General features: G+C 33.3%; 16 protein-coding genes and 2 pseudogenes. 17 read left to right on the top strand and 1 reads right to left on the bottom strand.

The window, feature by feature from the left end; genetic code table 11:
* Nucleotides 1–140 precede the first annotated feature (140 nt).
* From PY093_RS17490 to PY093_RS17445, 10 genes are all read left to right on the top strand, one after another.
* Nucleotides 141–1,769, top strand: a complete 1,629-nt coding sequence (locus PY093_RS17490; protein WP_275647100.1) for a DEAD/DEAH box helicase — start codon at nucleotides 141–143, stop codon at nucleotides 1,767–1,769.
* Nucleotides 1,756–3,579 carry an ATP-binding protein gene (locus PY093_RS17485; RefSeq protein ID WP_275647099.1) on the top strand — a complete coding sequence of 608 codons (1,824 nt, stop codon included), beginning with the start codon at nucleotides 1,756–1,758 and terminating at the stop codon, nucleotides 3,577–3,579. Before PY093_RS17490 ends, PY093_RS17485 begins: the two co-directional genes overlap by 14 nt.
* 32 nt (nucleotides 3,580–3,611) lie before the next feature.
* Nucleotides 3,612–4,514 (top strand): phospholipase D-like domain-containing protein, encoded by a 903-nt coding sequence (locus PY093_RS17480; RefSeq protein ID WP_275647098.1) that lies wholly within the window; start codon nucleotides 3,612–3,614, stop codon nucleotides 4,512–4,514.
* Nucleotides 4,515–4,652: 138 nt separating this feature from the next.
* The gene (locus tag PY093_RS17475) at nucleotides 4,653–6,788 is read left to right on the top strand and encodes a DUF262 domain-containing protein (protein WP_275647097.1); all 2,136 of its coding nucleotides are present in this window, start codon (nucleotides 4,653–4,655) and stop codon (nucleotides 6,786–6,788) included.
* Between the two features lie 606 nt (nucleotides 6,789–7,394).
* The gene (locus tag PY093_RS17470; protein ID WP_275647096.1) at nucleotides 7,395–7,973 is read left to right on the top strand and encodes a MotA/TolQ/ExbB proton channel family protein; all 579 of its coding nucleotides are present in this window, start codon (nucleotides 7,395–7,397) and stop codon (nucleotides 7,971–7,973) included.
* 132 nt (nucleotides 7,974–8,105) lie between these two features.
* Nucleotides 8,106–8,945, top strand: a complete 840-nt coding sequence (locus tag PY093_RS17465; RefSeq protein WP_275647095.1) for a hypothetical protein — start codon at nucleotides 8,106–8,108, stop codon at nucleotides 8,943–8,945.
* A complete protein-coding gene (locus PY093_RS17460; RefSeq protein ID WP_275647094.1) occupies nucleotides 8,945–9,652 on the top strand; it encodes an OmpA family protein in 708 nt (235 codons plus the stop codon). The genes PY093_RS17465 and PY093_RS17460 overlap by 1 nt, the downstream gene beginning before the upstream one ends.
* On the top strand, nucleotides 9,645–10,292 hold the full coding sequence (locus tag PY093_RS17455; RefSeq protein WP_275647093.1) for a hypothetical protein: 648 nt from the start codon (nucleotides 9,645–9,647) through the stop codon (nucleotides 10,290–10,292). The genes PY093_RS17460 and PY093_RS17455 overlap by 8 nt, the downstream gene beginning before the upstream one ends.
* A gap of 129 nt (nucleotides 10,293–10,421) precedes the next feature.
* Nucleotides 10,422–10,724 carry a hypothetical protein gene (locus tag PY093_RS17450; RefSeq protein WP_275647092.1) on the top strand — a complete coding sequence of 101 codons (303 nt, stop codon included), beginning with the start codon at nucleotides 10,422–10,424 and terminating at the stop codon, nucleotides 10,722–10,724.
* A 297-nt stretch (nucleotides 10,725–11,021) separates the two neighbouring features.
* Entirely contained in the window at nucleotides 11,022–12,131 is a 1,110-nt protein-coding gene (locus PY093_RS17445; protein WP_275647091.1) for a DUF4145 domain-containing protein, read from the top strand.
* An 895-nt stretch (nucleotides 12,132–13,026) separates the two neighbouring features.
* On the opposite strand, the gene PY093_RS17440 is transcribed toward PY093_RS17445, so the two are convergent.
* The gene (locus tag PY093_RS17440) at nucleotides 13,027–13,437 is read right to left on the bottom strand and encodes an Lrp/AsnC family transcriptional regulator (RefSeq protein WP_275647090.1); all 411 of its coding nucleotides are present in this window, start codon (nucleotides 13,435–13,437) and stop codon (nucleotides 13,027–13,029) included.
* Between the two features lie 131 nt (nucleotides 13,438–13,568).
* Here PY093_RS17440 and PY093_RS17435 point away from each other — a divergent pair, with 131 nt between their 5' ends.
* The 7 genes and pseudogenes from PY093_RS17435 to PY093_RS17405 all read left to right on the top strand — a co-directional run bounded on the left by PY093_RS17435 (nucleotide 13,569) and on the right by PY093_RS17405 (nucleotide 18,918).
* Nucleotides 13,569–14,330, top strand: coding sequence for an MBL fold metallo-hydrolase (locus tag PY093_RS17435; protein WP_275647089.1), 762 nt, complete (start codon nucleotides 13,569–13,571; stop codon nucleotides 14,328–14,330).
* A 121-nt stretch (nucleotides 14,331–14,451) separates the two neighbouring features.
* Nucleotides 14,452–15,013 (top strand): annotated as a pseudogene (locus PY093_RS17430) (MFS transporter); the annotation flags it as partial.
* Nucleotides 15,014–15,118: 105 nt separating this feature from the next.
* On the top strand, nucleotides 15,119–15,682 hold the full coding sequence (locus PY093_RS17425; RefSeq protein ID WP_275647088.1) for a GNAT family N-acetyltransferase: 564 nt from the start codon (nucleotides 15,119–15,121) through the stop codon (nucleotides 15,680–15,682).
* Nucleotides 15,683–16,228: 546 nt separating this feature from the next.
* Nucleotides 16,229–16,735 (top strand): annotated as a pseudogene (locus tag PY093_RS17420) (IS3 family transposase); the annotation flags it as partial.
* Between the two features lie 280 nt (nucleotides 16,736–17,015).
* Complete coding sequence (locus PY093_RS17415) at nucleotides 17,016–17,396, top strand: GntR family transcriptional regulator (RefSeq protein ID WP_275647087.1); 381 nt, start codon at nucleotides 17,016–17,018, stop codon at nucleotides 17,394–17,396.
* 2 nt (nucleotides 17,397–17,398) lie between these two features.
* Nucleotides 17,399–18,088, top strand: coding sequence for an ABC transporter ATP-binding protein (locus tag PY093_RS17410; RefSeq protein WP_275647086.1), 690 nt, complete (start codon nucleotides 17,399–17,401; stop codon nucleotides 18,086–18,088).
* Nucleotides 18,085–18,918, top strand: a complete 834-nt coding sequence (locus PY093_RS17405) for a hypothetical protein (protein WP_275647085.1) — start codon at nucleotides 18,085–18,087, stop codon at nucleotides 18,916–18,918. The genes PY093_RS17410 and PY093_RS17405 overlap by 4 nt, the downstream gene beginning before the upstream one ends.
* The last annotated feature ends 12 nt before the right edge of the window (nucleotides 18,919–18,930 follow it).

Raw genomic sequence — 18,930 nt, 5'->3', positions numbered from 1 at the left:
ATATTATTTAAAAGTTTAGTAAGTTTGATATAATGGTAAACGTTACTACTATTTCCAACTTTATGGGAGGAATAATTTCCAATAGTAATTTGGCCCTAAATTATATTACAATAAGTAAAGAAGAGACATGAGGTGTTTTCTTGGATTTCAGAGATCTATTTTCAAGAGCAGATGAAGAAACTCTGCAGGACATATTAGGAACGCAGACAATAAGAATACTTTCAAACCTTGATGACACACGTTCATATAATAAATATTTAAGAAAACTGATTCTAGATTTATACGGTGCAGAAGGACTTCTCTTAAATAAAAATTTTCGTTCATACCTTTTTGATCTATTAAGGCAAAAGGAAGCTGAAATTTTAGCTAACCTTATTGGCGTTAAGTATTCAAACACAAAGGCTGATCTTTATAAAAAATTAAAAATAAGATCTATTAAACGAGGATCGGATGATGAGAAAAGATTATTTCAATTTTTTAATTTACCAGAACCGATAGAAGAAGAAAAGATTATAAAGCCTGACTTTGGTAGTGTTAATAGTAATTACTCTCTTTTCCCTCATCAAAGAAAAGCAGCAAGAGATGTGAAAAACCAACTAACTAATCCACCATATAGAGTTTTACTCCATATGCCAACGGGCTCTGGAAAAACACGTACCGCAATGAATATTATTTCTGAACACTTAAGAGAAAATGAGCCAACTGTTGTTATTTGGCTAGCAACTAGTGAGGAATTATGTGAACAAGCAGTAGAGGAATTTAATAAATCATGGAGTTTTTTAGGGAATAGAGGCCTTAATGTATATCGATTTTGGGGAGCTCATGAACTTCCTATAAATGATATTAACGATGGCTTTATTGTAGCTGGTCTATCAAAGTTGGTCAGATCTGTAAATAATATCGGTGGAATTGATTTTATAAGGAACCTTGGAAATAAAATCTCCTTAGTAATAATGGATGAGGCCCATCAAGCGATTGCTCCTACTTATAAAATAATACTAAATACTTTATTCTATGTAGGTAGCGAAAATAAGTTATTAGGTCTTTCTGCCACACCAGGAAGAACTTGGAATAACGTAGATGCTGATAGGGAACTTTCTGAGTTCTTTTCAAAAAGAAAAGTTAAACTTGAAATTGAAGGTTTTGACAATCCAGTAGACTATTTAATTGAAGAGAATTACCTTGCAAAGGTACAGTATAATAATTTATTTTATGAGGGTGGGAAAATCTCTGCAATAGATATAGAAAGTCTTACCAAAGCTTTAGAAATTCCATTACAGATATTAAAACAACTTGGTGATGACGAAAAAAGAAATCTTAAAATAATTTACGAAGTAGAGAAAATGATAAAAAGGCATAAGCGAATAATATTATTTGCTCCTAGTGTTTCTAGTTCGAATTTATTAGCTAGCGTCCTAAAGGCTAGGGGACATAATGCTTTTTCAATCACAGGAGAAACTCAACCAACACAAAGACGAATGCTTATCAACAATTATAAAGATAATGAAGAACAAACAAAAATATTGTGTAACTATGGTGTTTTAACAACAGGTTTTGATGCACCACAAACTAGTGCAGCAATTATTGCTAGGCCAACATTTTCGCTAGTGTTATATAGCCAAATGGTAGGACGAGCAATAAGAGGACTAAAAGCAGGTGGAAACAAGGAAGCGGAAATAGTAACTATTGTTGATAAGGAACTGCCTGGATTTGGTTCAGTAGCAGAATCATTTAATAATTGGGAGGATGTTTGGAATGACGGTAATTAGTAGCGATCAATCTTATGTACCAGCACACCTAGCAATAGAAGCTATGAGGGATAATGGTTATAAAAATACTGCCTATGCTGTTGCAGAGCTTATAGATAACAGTATTCAAGCAAACGCTAACCTTGTTCAGTTAATTTGTGGTGAAAGAGAAGAAGAGCTTGCAACTAGAAGAACTAAAAGAATAGATAAGATTGCTATTTTGGATAATGGATCTGGGATGAGCCCTGAAGTCTTAAGGATGGCGTTACAATTTGGAAATGGTACGCGTCTAGGAAAAACAAATAGATCGGGTATTGGCCGTTTTGGAATGGGTCTTCCTGCATCCTCAATTTCTCAATGTAGACGAGTTGATGTGTGGAGTTGGCAAAATGGTATTGAAAATGCTTATCATATTTATTTAGATATTGAAGAGGTCAAAAAAGGTGAAAGAAGTATTATGCCGGAGCCTATAAAAGAGACCATACCTTCACTATGGTTGAAAGCTGGTGAGGAATTTGGTAAATCAGGTACATTAGTAGTCTGGTCAAATCTAGATAGAATGATGTGGAGTAAGGCTGTAACTTTAATTGACAATTCAGAAGCTTTAATTGGTAGAATGTATAGAAAATTTATTAATGAAAATACTGCTAAAATTCGTATGTCTTCTTTTGATATATCAAATATTGAGGAATATACACTAGATAAATACGCTCTACCTAATGATCCCATTTATCTAATGGATAAAACAAGTTGTCCAGAGCCTTACAATAATGAGGCAATGTTTAACCCATTTGATGAAAGAACATTTACAATTTCGTTTGATGATGAATTGCATGATGTAGCTGTAAGATTATCATATGCTAAGGAAGAAGCTAGATTAAAAACCAATGCAGGGGCATCCCCATTTGGAAAACATGCTGCTAAGAATGTAGGAATATCTGTTGTTAGAGCTGGTAGAGAACTAGAGATAGACCAAAGTCTAGTTTTACAATATAATCCGACTGAAAGATGGTGGGGTGTGGAAGTTGAGTTCCCACCTTCCTTAGATGAATTAATGGGCGTGACTAATAATAAGCAATCTGCTAGAAACTTTGCAGATATCTTGAATATGGTAGACAAAGACAAAGACTTAGAGAGTCTATTGAAATCCGGAAAATCTTATGATCAGGTCAAAGCAGAGCTTGAAGAAGAAGGAGATCCACGAGCACCACTGCTTGAAATTGCAATATATATTAAGAACCAATTGTCAGTAATTAGGGATCTTTTAAAACAACAGACAAGTGGAATGAAAAATAATGAAAGACATAAAACTAAGGATACTAATGCAGAGAAAACTGCAACTGATTTAACTGTTCAAAGAAAAGAGTTAGGACATGTTGGATCAAGTGATAAAGATGAGGAACACCCTATTGAACAAAAACAAACTGAAATAGAAGAAGAGTTAGTAGAATCAGGCGTTGATGAGGAAACAGCTAAACAGTTAGCAGCAACTACCGTTTCTAACAATTTAAAATATCTGTTTGCACCAAGTGCATTAGAATCGGACGCTCTATTTACAGTTAGACCAAGAGGCGGGGCAATCAATATTATTTTAAACACAAGACATCCAGGCTACGAACATCTTGTTGAGGTACTAGAGGAAGATACAGATAATATACCTGAAAAAGAATTAGGTGAAAGATTACACAAAGCTTCAGAAGGGCTAAGGTTATTATTAATGGCTTGGGCAAGATATGAAGATGAACTTCCTGATGGGCTTATGAAGGATAATGCTCAAAATGCGAGAAACGATTGGGGTCGGGTGGCAAAAAGCTTCCTTAGAAAATACTAGTAATCAATCTACTAAAAAAGGAAATAAAACTTATGGATAGAATTTTTCATAACTCTGATATATTACTAAATATACAAGAACAATTAAAAAATACTGAAAATGAAATGCTTATAATATCAGCATTTACTAAACTCCAAGGCTTAAAATATATTGATACAAACTTAAATTCTACCGTAAGAGAGAAAAAACTATTAGTAAGATTTCGATTAGATGATATTCTTTCAGGAGCTACTGATATTGAAATCTATGATTACTGTAAAACAAATAACTGGAGACTTTTTATTAACCTGGACCTTCATTCGAAAATATACCTCTTTGATAAAAGGAGAGTAATTCTGGGTAGTGCAAATTTAACACCATCTGGAATTGGATTAAATCCTAATCATAATATTGAAACTGCTGTTTTATTAGAAATTACTCCTTTAGAAGAAGAAAAAATAAAAGAACTATTTAACCAATCTTTTGAGGTTACAGACAAACTATTTGAAGAAATGCTTTTACAGATTTCATTAAATGAGAAAAAGCACAATACAGAAAATGAATGGAATTCAATTATTTTTAACACAATTTTGCCTCCAATTAAAGTATTATGGGTATCTGATATGTTAGTTAGTAAATCACCATTTAATTTAAATTTATTAGATTCCCAAACATTAAATATTAATGACCATAATAGTAGTAATATAGTATTAATAAAAAAACAGTTCATTAAATCAAAACCGTATAGATGGTTAACTGATAGTATTGAAAATGAAGCATATTTTGGGCAATTAAGTTCTATGTTACATGGTGCTCTGCTTGATGATCCAAGACCGCTAAGGGAAGATGTAAAGGTTTTTTTAAGTAATTTATTTAACTGGATTACTGAGCTAGGTATTGAGGAGTTTTCCGTTGATCGTCCAAATCACTCTCAAAGAATTAGAAGAATAATATAACGAATATAAGCCTTGTCATAAGACAAGGCTTATAAATATAAGACTATTTAATAAACTCAATCGAAGATTCTAATGTTAACTATCCATAAAAAAATTAGACTAACGAGAAACAATAACTTTAATACAAAGGAGAAACATATGAAATTAAGTGACTTATTTGATAAAAATGATGACGGGAAATTAATATTACCGGACTTTCAAAGAGATTTTGAATGGGCAAAAGAAAAACAAAAAAGTTTATTATCATCATTTTTAACACATTTGCCAATAGGAAGTCTTTTAATTCTAGAAGGTAAAAAGGAAGATTTTGCAGCAAAGCAGCTATGTTTCCCGACTTCTCTTAATTTTTCCGAAAGAAAAGATGATTGTTTTTATTTGTTAGATGGTCAACAAAGGGTATCAAGTTTAAAAACTATATTATCTGATTACTATAACGAAAAGGAAAACTGGGTTGATACATGGAGTAAGATGTACACAGATCTAAATAATAGGTGGTTTGTAAGGGTTATTCCAAAAAATAATGAAACAGACATATTTGGATGGAAAAATCTAAGGTTCAATGGATTTAAGCTTCTTGAGCCAGTTGAAGTAATAGAATTTATTGAATTTAAAAAAATATATAAAACGAAAACTAATGAGTGGTATAACCCAGGGTTCTCACCGAAAGATCAAGATGGTAATTTGCTTAAATCAAATAAACTAAAGGTTGCTACTGCTAAACTAGCAGCTGAAGCAAGCCTAATTCCCCTCTATTCTGTGTTTAATAGCAAAAGAAAAGAAGAAGAAAAACCACTACATGAATATGTTATAGAGTTTATAAAAAACTCTCGAATTGAAGAATTAAAGGCTGCGGTCAAAGATGGAGAACTGGATATTATTACTCTTCTTGAACCAGTTGACCCAATGATAAGTGAGTATCTTGATGATGAAGAGAAGATTAGGGATGCTTGGTCAATTTTAGGTGCAAAATGGACTGAAAAAGTCAATAAATTTCTAAGCGAATTACTAGATCAAGAGGTACCGATTATACAACTACCATCAGATGAAATAAGTAGAGCAATTTCAATATTTGAAAATATAAATGAAGGTGGTACGGATTTAAACACATTTGATTTGATTGTAGCTAAATCTGCAAGATCTGGGTATAGTGATGAAGGATCTTTATCACAGAGAATTATGAGAAATTTAGAAGAGGAAATTGATCTTTCCAAGGCACTATGTGAGGATATTATAGGTGACAAACCTAAGAAATTTATTGCAACAAACATGAAAACTATCGTTGATAATAAAATATCAAAAAGTTTTAAAGAAATGTATCTAAATCTCTTATCTATTATTTCTCATTTTGAAAATAGAGAAATTAAGGAACTGAAAGTTGATTATATAAAAAGAAATAAAATCCTTGGACTTAATTATGAACAAATAAATGATAATACTCAAATCGTACTAAAATCGTTAATTAGATCTCTAGCATTCTTAAATATGAGATTAGGGATTACAGAAATAAATAAGTTAACCTACGAATTAATGATTTTACCAATTGCTTTTTTGTTAAAGGAAGATGATGTTTGGGAAAATAAAGACAAACTAGATAAAATAGAATATTGGTACTGGGCTTCATTATTTGGGGGAGCTTATAGAGAAGCTCAAAACTCACAAAGTATTAAAGATATTAAAAGTTTAAATGCTTGGGTTAGTGAAAATAGCAACAACAATTTTAAATACTTGTACGAAAAAGTATTATCAGAAGAAGGATATTCTAATGAAGAACTACTATTATTAAAAGATGAGAACAATGAGTTGAGAAGTAGTGTTAGTATTGGGATACTTCAATTCATACTAAGTAAGCAACCAAAGGATTTTTTACCAATTTCAGAAGAGGAAATTCGGCTTAATACATGGGATATATCCTCATGTAAATTAATAAAAAAGGGACTAGTTTCCATTCCATTAGAGATACATGACCATCACATTATACCTCTTGGAGATGCAACTACAATAGACGAATCATCCAAGAAAATAAGAGCTGATAAAAAACATATATTGAATAGTCCTTTAAATAGGACATATATCTCATCAGTTTCGAATCTTAGAATACGTGATAATTCGCCGGATAGATATTTAAAATATGTAGAAGAGACATCAAAATGGGGGCATTGTCTTCCAGATACAGATCTTGAAAGTGTTTCTAGTAACTATGAGCAATTCCTCAAGCGAAGGTATATAGAGATTAAAAAAGAAATAAAAAGGGAATTAGAAAGGTTAGAAGGATAATAATCGAGATTCAACTTCTAGAATCCTTCCCTATCCGTATATTTATAGAAAATCTCTTTAACAACTTCAAAAGATTAAGCTGACCTGGGTGATTTAACCATCTGGCTTAGTCGCAATCAAAGGTTATATGGTATCATACGTAAAAGAAGTAACTATCCATACTTGTCCAGGTGGAAGTAGTTACTTCTTTTTTGCGACTATTAGTTTGATTACAATTGTTAATACATTAATTATATAGCTTGTGTTAAATGAGAAGGGACATGAGAATCTCTAGTAATAAATAGACTTCATAGATTATCAAATTAATCTGAAGTATCTTCATTGGATTTAGATTTTATTAAAAATGATCTAAGTATGCACCAACTTACTACTATTTCTTTAAATGTACAAGAAGAGAATCTATATTCAAAAGCACCCTATATTTATAACTTATTAGATCATGGACAAAATTTAATTAAGTTTACTTTACATAAATTTACACAATTAAGAAAAGAATTTATATTATACATATTTTGCAGCTTGAAGTAGTTTTCATCAATTTTACAAGGACTTAACAATGTTCTCCGGCATCTGAAGTAGTAGAGTAAGGATTAACAGGAGGCAACAATGGAAACATCTGAGTTTAATCTGTTTGGAAGTATATACATATATTTCTTAATTATATTGGCATGTGGTTATCTCATTAATATCTTCTATAAATATCGTTTTTTTACAAATGCAACAAAGGCAGTTCAAAATGAACTTAACAATGAGACATATCAAGATTTAGACTCTGAACAAAAGGCTCAGCAGTTAAATGAATGGTTCGAAGATCAAAAGACAATTCCTAAGGTGATTAAAGACAGTTGGAGTTCATTTTATAAAGATTTTCGTCAGTCTAAGGGTATACCTGATGTGTACCAATATTTTTTAGAAGAAGACTTGGTAACCAAACAAGGTTTTCGAAAGATAGCTGAGAGTATACCTGCGACTTTCGTTTCACTTGGGATTCTCGGTACCTTTATAGGCATAACAATGGGAATGGAAGGCTTAAATCCAGATGGGCCATCAGATGAATTACAAGGTGGAATTGAAAGACTGTTAGGTGGAATGAACGTTGCATTTATTTCCTCGATTGTTGGGATTCTAATATCGCTTATTATCCAATTCATCGATAAACTCTATTTTTATAGGCTAATTAATTAATCATTTCACACTCTTCGAAGATCATTAGATCAGGTTTTCCCAGTTAAATCTGAAGGGAATTTATTACAAGAACTTGTTGAAATTCAATCAACGCAATATGACGATTTCAAAACATTTTTTTCTGATGAAATAATGACGAAAATGACAAATAGCCTTATTGCGGGATTAAGTCCACATTTAGAAAAAAGTAATGAGATCATGGAACAGATTGTAAATAATACAAAAGATGTTCAGCATGAAAAAATGAATGAGATGATTCGCTATTTTCTTGATTCTTTAAATGAGGTTACAGGGGATCATATGAAAGAGCTAGGGAATACATTGACGAAAACGATCGAATGGCAAGAAAAAGTACAAAACGAGCTTAATGGATTGGTGGAAGAATTAAAAGAATCGGCTACAAACCAAGCTACTATGGCTGAAAATACATCGGTATTAACAGAAAAAATAGGCAGTTATAGTAATGTCTTTACCGAACAGTATGAGAGCATTTTAAATAGAATTAATGAAAATCATCAAAACAGTTCAAAATTGCAGCTCCGTTTCGAAGAGTTACTTGCGTTAATTTTGGAAGAAACCCAGGGGATGGAGGAATCCAAACAGGATTTTATCAATTCGTTGCAAGGACAACTTGACCAAATGGATCAACGAGTACATGAATTAAGGAATTTCTGGAGTACCAATGAGGAGCAGCTAACAGAAAACAGAAAATTATTCAGTGAAGTAAATGAAAGACTAAACGGATCAATGGAAAGCTTCGTCGACCATATGCATCAGGGGCTTGGGCGGACATTTGATCAGTTCGATAAACAATTGGCCAAATCAGTTGAGTATTTAGAGCGTGGAGTAAGTAATATTCGAACAGTTATTGAAACCATGGAAGAAGATATTGAAAAAGTTAATAGTAGTTTTGATGGTTTTTATAAGGTATTGGATAAAGCAACAAATACCACATCACGGAGTGAGAGCTAATGTCTCGCAGAAACTTTCGAATACCAACTGTAAGTAAACAAACGGAAGAAACCGGTAGTCATTGGATGTCGTTTACTGATTTAATGAGTGGATTACTCCTGATTTTTGCTTTATTTTTAATGGTGAACTTATTTGATCATCAGACATCGATGGAAAAGAAAGACGAATTAATAGAAGAGGTTGTAGGGATAAAAACAGAGATAATTGAGGAATTAAGAAAGGCTTTTAGTCATTCTAATTTAAGGATGGACATTGATCCTAAAACCGGCGTTATCCGCTTTTCAAGTGGTGTATTTTTTGGTTATAACAGTTATGAGGTAACCCCTGCTGGTGGAGAAAGTTTGAGGGAGTTTATCCCCGAATACATCGGCATATTATTATCTGAACAGTTCAGAGACCATATTTCTCAGATTATTGTTGAGGGTCATACCGATCAGGAAGGATCATATCTTTACAACCTTGACCTTTCACAAACACGCTCATTTGCCGTGGTGAAAGAAATTCTATCTGAGGACTTTCCAGACTTTGAACATAAAAATGAAATGAGAAGTCTCCTAACTTCTAACGGACGATCATTTAGTGAACCGATGTTAAATGAGGAAGGGAAAATAGATCCAGAAAAATCACGCCGTGTCGAATTTAAATTCAGATTAAAAGATGAACAAGTATTTGAGGAAATCCAAAAGTTGGTGAACCCAAATGAATAGTCCTCAAACCCAGCTTGCTTTTCACTTTGACTCAAAAAGGTTACGAGAAGTGGCAGATAAAATCGAAGAAAAATATGCTAAATACAACGAGGAATACTTAACCCATCTCGCTGTCAAAAGACTTCCAAGACTGTTAGAGAATATTCGTAATCTCTCTTTAAATCAAAACGAAATCCTAGCATTTGCAAAAGGATTAAAAAATATTGATATAAGGATTCTCACTTATGAGTTTCCTTATCATCGTGAAGAAGAAACAACTCAATTAAAAATTGTTAAAATTCTTGAGCACCGTTATGAACGTTTTATCGGTCGGAGGCTTTGGGATCACTTTCATGTATATCCAAAAGATCCTCATATTTTTCAATTATTAAAAACAACATTTAAAATAGAAAATGATTCGTTTTTATCTCTCGATTCCAGGATTAGAAGTCAATATGAAGAAGCCTTTGGAAAAGAAAAATATTTACAAGAAATAGCTAAAAAAATTGGATATGAACAAAAGAAAGTAGAAGAATCATTTAAAGAGTGGAGAATTCAAGCTAATACTAAATTAGAAACCCTATTATGGACTTACATACTAATGTTTCATATAGGCAGAAAGGAATTTATAACAAGAGAAGGACCAGCTCAAATTATTTGACACTTAGCTAAATTGAGTATCAATGATTACAAGAGTATACTAAAACGATATTTAGAAGCATTTGAGTTCGAAAACTTCCACACTGAGATCTTGGATCAAGCTATTCATCGAATAAGTGACCCTCGATATATGTTTACTTCATGGGAAGATTTTTCAAAAGAACAGATTGATAAGGTAAAGCGCTTGATGATTCGCAACGATCTACAACATTTCTTTGCAAAGGATACTAAATATCAACGATTTAAATATTGGGGTCGTTTTGTAAAAACAATGAAAGATGCTGAAATCATTGAGCAACCACCCATGGCGATAATGGACATCGATGATTTTATTGTTGTAGAATTTGCAGAAACGGGAAATGCAGCCTATTTTTACACGAAAGAAACGTATGAAAGAGTGATTTCACCAAGAATGCATAGTCACCGAGGATGATTTAAAAGAGAAAAAAATTATGATCACAAAGCTCACCCATAATAGAAGAGATACCAAGCCTAACTTATGGCATGATAAATTTGATCGGCATATGGATCAATATTTAATTGGAAATTTTGAAATCTGAAGATTTGTAAAATCTATGTTATCCTCTCTTATGAATCGTAAAGAGAGGATATTTTAATGGATCACTGATCCAATAATTAGTTATTTTTATAGACTATTAATTAAATGAGTTAAAAACGATTGGGTGATATACTTAATGTAACTAATAAAAAAAACTAAGAGGAGTCTCATATGAAAAACACTACTTACTTCTACCAATTTCTAGAACCAATCTCCAATGAACTAGCATTTCTCGCTCGTGAACTAGAGAATAGTATCTTTAATAGTCCGCGGACAATGTTAACGCATGCTAGAGTTTTTGTGGAGAATATATTATTACAAGTCATGAAGCATGAAGAAATAAAAGATGATCAATTTCTTACTTTAAAAGATAGACTAGATCTTTTAAATGAACAGGGTGTATTCACTTCAGAGGTCCGTGACGCCTTACATCATGTTCGTCAAACTGGTAATCAGGCATCACATGATTCACGTTTATTTCGTTATTCTGAAGCTCTGCTTTCTTGGGAGGCTTTATATAAAATAGTGAAATGGTACATAGAAGTGTACGCACCACTTTCCATTCAAGTACCTGACTATCAAGACCCTTCCGCTCCGAAAGAAAAAACATATGATACGTCAGAACTAGAAGTCAGGTTGAAGGCGCTAGAGGAACTATTATTATCATCAATGAAAGAGGGTTCAGCTAAAAAAGTAGCCAATGAAGAAGAAGTTCCAGTATTGACGACACCGACAAAAGTAGAATTGAAAGAACCTGGATTTACGACAATTCGAACTATTATCTATAAAAATGAGAGTATAGAAGTTCCCTATTTCCTTCGCGACGCCTTCTTATTACCACAACGATTTCAAAAGTCTGAAACTTTTCTAATAAGATTAGGTGCCGAACAGCAAGCGCGTATCATGAGTGAGCTTCCTAACAACCTTGATGGTCTACATAAACATGTAAAACGATACAATGAAAAAAATGACGAACTGTTTTTTCAGGAGTTAAAGATCTTTATTGAAGAAGAAAAGACTCGTAGAAACATTAATTTAGATCGTCATGGTGAGTTGTTACTATTTTATAAGACAGAACACATTGTCTTAACCGATGAATTAAAAAAAGTACCACTTACAACAACAGAATTTCAAGGGATTCCAAGCTTAATCAGACAGCTTAACGAAGACGAAATGCTAACTGTCGGACAACTGCCAATGGAACTCGTCATTTTAGGAAAATATAAAAATGTAGGGATAGTTAATGTAGAGAAGCTTTTTGAGCAATTGAAAAATAAGTAGTGTTTGATACGCAGTTACATTTATCCTTTATTTTACATAGAAAGTGGTGGGAAGAACCTAAGTTTGGAGAAAAAAATTGTAAAAGATAAAAGTATGAACTATTTTCTGATAAATTTTGCGCCAAGTAGTTCCGTTCAGAGGTGAAAATACGAAAACATCTAGTTATCGAAAAGGCGGATTCACATAGAGTTCGTCATGAATCTTAATTTTTCTACTCTATTAAGTTAATTGCTGAATTGAACACTGGGACGGATCTTGTTCTATCAAAACTAAATCACCATCCCTTTCTATTAGTTTCTTTTAATTTATCGTAGTTTCCTAAATAAGAATTATGAACCTACCTTTATAGGTAGGGTTTTTTGTGACCAAAATCACAAAAAATTTGATCGAATTTCACTAAAGATCATCTTCTGCAACGGGACAGATAAACTCTTGTATTACGTAGTAGACCTATACTTCGCATTAAATATGTAACGTATAGCTTAATTTATAATATGGGTTGGGGATGCTTATGATGGAATTGAAATAGAGTAGAAACACTACAAGTACCTTGAATGGCTCTATGCCTTTAAGGTTTTCTTTTTGATTTTTAAGGTAAAAAGACCATAAGTAGCTTTTTAAATTATTACCACAAAGAACTAGTTGCAATTAAGGTTGAACGGATAACTGATGTAAACTTATCTTAAGGAAGTAACGAAGGCTTTTCTTGAATAATAAGAACTTTTTCTAAGTCTATTAAAAAGGGATTTTTCTTTGAGTGACCGATCTTTGATTTCCTTTAAACAATACACTACATTCAATAAGTAGCTTCAACATAAAAGGCATCGATCCTTCTTGGATTAATGCCTCCGTTTGCTTAACTGTATTCCTTCACAATGTCGCTTGTTTATTGATACTATTTGTTAATAACAATGGATAATTTATAGCTCGCCAAATTGCTCAAACCTGTCAAGAATTCATCTAATATTTCATTGCCTGGGAATTTACATTCGAGAAGGTAACAACTTTCTCCACTGACTTTGTAGTTGTTTATGACGAATTGAACTTGTTCTTTTATAAACGACAGATAAGGTTGATGATTCGTGTTTTTCGTATAAATATGTATAATTGCGTGAACAATATACCCCATTTTTACTTGATTCACTTTAATGGTATACCCCTCAATAATCCCATTGTCCTCTAATTTTGCCACTCTAGCTGAAGTAGCCGGTCCAGTCAAATGGACTTTTTCACCCAATTCTTTCATTGTAATCCGACTGTTCTTAGTTAGTTCCTTCAAAATATGCATATCTGTGTTATCTAACATTTATTTAACTCCTTTCATAAATAAAGTCAAACCGCGAAAAGACTTTACTTAATCTATGTATCTGTTATGTGTCCATAGTTTAGACTCTACATTGTTCAGATGAAATTTAAAATATAAAGGGGTTAATATATATGAATATACATCAAATTCGTAATGCAACAATTGTCGTTGAATACGCGGGAAAGAAATTTTTAATCGATCCAATGTTATCAGAAAAAGGCACTTACCCGCCTTTCCCTTCATTAAGACAAAACAACTCAAATAATCCTTTAGTTAGTTTACCAATATCCATTGACGATATCATTCATAATGTTGATGCTGTTATTGTCACTCATCTACATTATGACCACTGGGATGATGCTGCTAAAGAAGCGCTGCCCAAAGAGATTAAAATATTTTCCCAAAATGAAGAAGATGCGACTGAAATTCGAAATGCAGGCTTCCAAAATGTAGAGGTTTTACAAGAGCATACAGTCTTTGAAGGAATCCAATTAATTAAAACAAAAGGTGAGCATGGAAGAGGCGAAATCCTAAAGGTTACTGGTCTAGTGTGCGGCGTTGTCTTCAAACACTCAAATGAGAAAACTTTATATGTAGCTGGAGATACTGTTTGGTATGAAGCTGTTCAGGAAGTAATTGAAACACAAAAACCAGAAATCATTGTTGTCAACGGCGGGGATGTTCAACTCTCTGAAGGTGGTTCTCTAATTATGGGTAAAGATGACATTTATGAAGTTTATAAAGCTGCTCCAGATGCAAAAATCATTTCTGTCCATATGGAAGCTGTCAATCATTGGACATTATCAAAAGAAGAATTAAAAAACTTTATTAATGAAAAAGGAATCTCCTCGAATGTTTTAGTACCTGAAGACGGAGAAACATATTCATTTTAAAGAATAGAGGAGACAGAAATTGTAGTTTTAATTTTATATGAGTGGAAAGACAATCATGTCAGTTGAAACCAATTAAGAATAAGTTCGTCGTTTTTATGAAGCACTTTTCCAAAGATTCTAGGGGGAAGTTAGTGCCGCCTTTATTGTGCCAGGTGTTACTTCATATGTTGCAGATTTTACATCTGTTCAGGAACGGTCAAAAGCGATAGGCTATATCTCTGCCGCCATTAGTACTGGCTTTATTATTGGACCTGCCATCGGTGGCTTTATTGCAGAATACGGTATACGTATGCCTTTTTCTTTGCGGCAGGCATTGCCTTTTTAGCATGCATCTCTCCATATTTATTTTAAAAGAGCCGCTAACAAAGGAACAGCTTGCAGGATTTTCTGCTAATACAAAGCAAACAAACTTTATAGGCGATTTCAAGAGATCACTTAATCCACGTTACTTTACTGCCTTAATCATTGTATTTGTACTTGCTTTCGATTTATCAGCATATGAAACTGTTTTAGTCTATTTTCAGATCATAAATTTGCCTTCACGCCGAAGGGATTGCCGCTATTATTACAATCAGCTCAATTTTCGGAGTTGTTATCCAAGTTTTTATGTTTGGAAAAATGGTAGATATACTTGGTGAATAGAAACTGTCCAATTATGTTTAATTACAGGTGCAATATTGGCGGTGGCTGGCTAAAACAAATGGAGAACATGGAAGGGTTGAAATCCTAAAACTTAAAGAAAATAGTTTTTTTATGTGAAGAAAGAAAAAAATAAAGGATTTGATAGTATGGAACTATTATTAGAATCAATAAATAAAAACTCAAAAGACATCGAGAAAGTAAAAGATTTATATTATGGATCTTTTCCTGAAGTTGAACGACATCCTATGGATTTGTTATTCTATAAAGCAAATCTAAATTGTGTAGATTTTCTTGCTATTTACGATAAGGATATTTTTGTAGGGTTTACTTATTTAATTACCCATAAAAATTTAACATATGTTCTGTATTTGGCAATAGATGGTAATGTTAGGTCAAAAGGCTATGGTAGCCTGGTACTATCTCAAATTAAAGAGAAATACTCAAAAAACCAAATAATACTCAATATAGAAGTTATTGATGAAAGTGCAATTAATTTTGAGCAAAGGGTAACAAGGAAAAAGTTTTATGAGCGGAATGGTTATGAAAGTTCAGGACTCTTATATAAGGATCGCTGGTGTTTATATGAGGCTATGGTAAATGGAGAAAAAGAGGTTACTAAAGAAAAATTTTATGATTTAGTAAAGACATTTACAGGAGATTCACTTTTCCTTTTCTTAGAAGTTCAAATCACATCAACAAAATTTAATTAATTGTTTAAAGATTAAAATGAACAAAACTCCTGTTTATTATAGAAGAAAGATAGGGCTAGATATCTAGCCTTTTTTTGTAGACTATTTCAGAGCTTTTTACCTCATTTTGAATAACTGGTTTTATTTAGAGAACGTCGTCAATTCATCTGTTACAAATGCACAAAGTTCGTAAGTGTAATATATTAAAGTGTATTCAAATGTATATGAATATAGGAGTTATCCAAGTAAAATATTAGAGATTATCCTAATCCTATTTAATAAGATATGGAGGCAAGTGCAAATCATTTATGAATCCAAATGTTATATACCAACATTTGGATTTATTTTCACCCTCGTTATGTTTTTTAAATTCAATATAATAGGTTCAAATAACAAAATAAACAAACCGGACATGTGACTCGTAATGCAGGCAGGATCCATAAAGGCGATATTCTATCTAATGATATGATAATGTTTTTTGGGGTCCTTTTTTTGTTAGCTTATTGTTTCGGCAACAATGTAAGCATGTTCAGTTTATCGGGAGGAGGATTTTATATGTATTACCCATTAAATCGTGAGTTTACAGCCGAAAAACCAAATGAAAAATGGGTAACGGACGTTACAGAATTTAAGTATGGCCTATCAAAAAAGGCCTATTTAAGTGCGATTCGTGATCTTTATGACGGATTCATTATACGTTATGTTCTAGGACACTCCAATAACAATCAACTTGTATTCAAGACACTTGATCAAGCCACTGCACTATTGAATGGAGAACATCCTCTTATCCATAGTGACCGTGGATTCCACTACACCTCTAAAGGGTTCAAACTTAAGATAGATACGGCGGAGATGACACAAAGCATGTCACGAGTTGCTCGGTGTATTGATAATGGACCAATGGAGTCCTTTTTTGGGACACTGAAATGTGAGAAGTATTATTTACATAAATATAAGACATTTGAGGAACTTACTACAGCGATAGATGAGTACATCCATTTTTATAATTATGAAAGATACCAAAAACGATTAAACGGCCTTAGCCCTATGGAATATAGAACTAAAGCCGCTTAAATCATTTTTATTATTTCCACTGTCTACTTGACGGGGGGCAGTTCAAAACCGTCGAGAAGGCTCGACTTCCTCCCCGCGGAAAGCAAGTGCCTAAAGCGGAAAGAAACGGCAAAGGTTCAGATTTAATACACCTATGCTAGAAGTAGTTTTAGAAGAATTTCACAATACAGGATTGACAAGTTAAGTGTACTAACCATATAATACACCTATGATGTATGAACCACTTAATACACACACTTTGGTAAGGTAGATATCATAAGTTCATATAGGAGTTGTTTCAATGAATGTAAATTTTAATAATCGTGATCCGGTCTATTTGCAGATTGTTCGTTATTTTAAAGAAAAAATCGCAATTGGGGAAATAGAGCCTGGAGTAGAAATCCCGTCAAGACGAGAGCTTGCAGGTAGGATGAAAGTAAATCCTAATACAGCGCAACGGGCGTATAAGGAAATGGAGGAACAAGGGTTGATTTATACAGAGAAGAATTACCCAAGTAAAATTACAACAGATCACAAGGTATTAGGTAAGGTCAGAGAGGAGCTGCTTATCGAAGCCGTTGATCAGTTTGTCACATCTGTACGTTCGATTAATGCGCCAGTTGAGGAGCTTCTTGACCTGGTTAGAGATAAGTACACGTCTATTGATGATAAGGAGGCTTAACGATGATTGAAGTAAAAGGTGTTGAAAAGAAATACGGACGTAAGAAAATTTTAAAAGGTGTATCTTTTACGGCGAATAAGGGTGAAATCACTTGCTTAATTGGAATAAATGGAGTTGGGAAGACAACCATTTTAAATGCGATTATGGCACTTACCCCTATTAGTAAAGGTCAAATTTTAATCGATGGGGAACCACTACATACGCAATCGTTCGAAAAAATTACCTTTATTCCTGATACGATAACGATGCTTCCACACATGACGATTGCAGAGTCGATGGAGTTTATGAAGGACTTTTATATGTGTTGGAATCAGGAGCGTGCCAATGAATTACTTGGTTTTTTCAGATTAAATCAAAGCGACCGAATTTCTTCCTTATCGAAAGGAAATAAGGCAAAGGTTAATCTCTTACTTGGTCTAGCACTTGACGTGGATTATGTATTAATGGATGAGCCGTTCTCTGGAATTGACATGTTCAGTCGTGAGGAAATTGCCAATGTATTCACGAGTCACTTGATTGAAAATCGAGGGGTAATCATTACGACACATGAAATAGGAGATATTGAACATTTACTAGATAAGGTTGTTCTACTCGATGACGGATTGGTGACAAAAGAGTTTAGTGCCGAAGATGCACGTGAAAACGAAGGGAAGTCTGTCATTGATGTGATGAGAGAGGTGTATCAGAGATGAAAAATTACCTGAAGTTAGTGAATTTTGAATTTAACCGTGTTGCCAAACTATTTGCAGTCTTACTTGGTATTACATTTGTTATGCAAATGATAGGTGTGATTATAGAATCAAGAAAATATTTAAAAATAGCGAATGAAGAAATGTATCAACAGATGATGACGAAGGTTCAGTTTCTGGAATCTTTCGGTCAAATGAGTTTTTTACAAGTCGTAAGAAGCGTCTGGTTCCTGGGTCCAATCGCGATATGCGTGGCTGGTGTTGCATTCTACATCTTCCTGATTTGGTATCGTGATTGGTTTGGAAAAAACACATTTATTTACCGATTATTAATGCTACCAACAACAAGATTGAATATCTTTTATGCAAAGATTACGACAATCCTTATCCTAACAGTTGGTTTAGTTGCCATTCAACTCATCCTACTACCAATTGAGATGTGGGTAATGAAAGCGATGGTTCCGGATGAGTTCAGGAGCGACATGGGTGTCCATCAAGTGTTGATCAGTATGCCTGAATTATCGATTATTATTCCAAGTAGTTTTGTGGAACTTATCCTATTTTATGGAGCAGGATTAATGGTTGTATCCGTTCTATTCACTGCGATTTTATTTGAAAGAAGTTTTAGGTGGAAAGGGATTGTTGCTGGTGTACTGTATAGCGGTGCCGCTATCGTAGTTTTGATTCTGCCAATTCTATTACACGAGTTTGTTCTTAATGGTTTTTTCTATCCAATTGAATTGTTTGTACTTGTCATCTTGATGGGTGTGATTGTATTCGCGGCTTCTATTTGGATGAGTAGATTTTTATTAACGAAAAAGATTACCGTTTAAGGGGTGTGTAAC

The organism is Cytobacillus sp. S13-E01, from assembly GCF_029193815.1.
In the GTDB taxonomy this organism is placed as follows: Bacteria; Bacillota; Bacilli; order Bacillales; family Bacillaceae_L; genus Bacillus_BV.
Note: the sequence above shows the minus strand (reverse complement) of the source record. Positions and strands in the feature narration are given on the sequence as shown.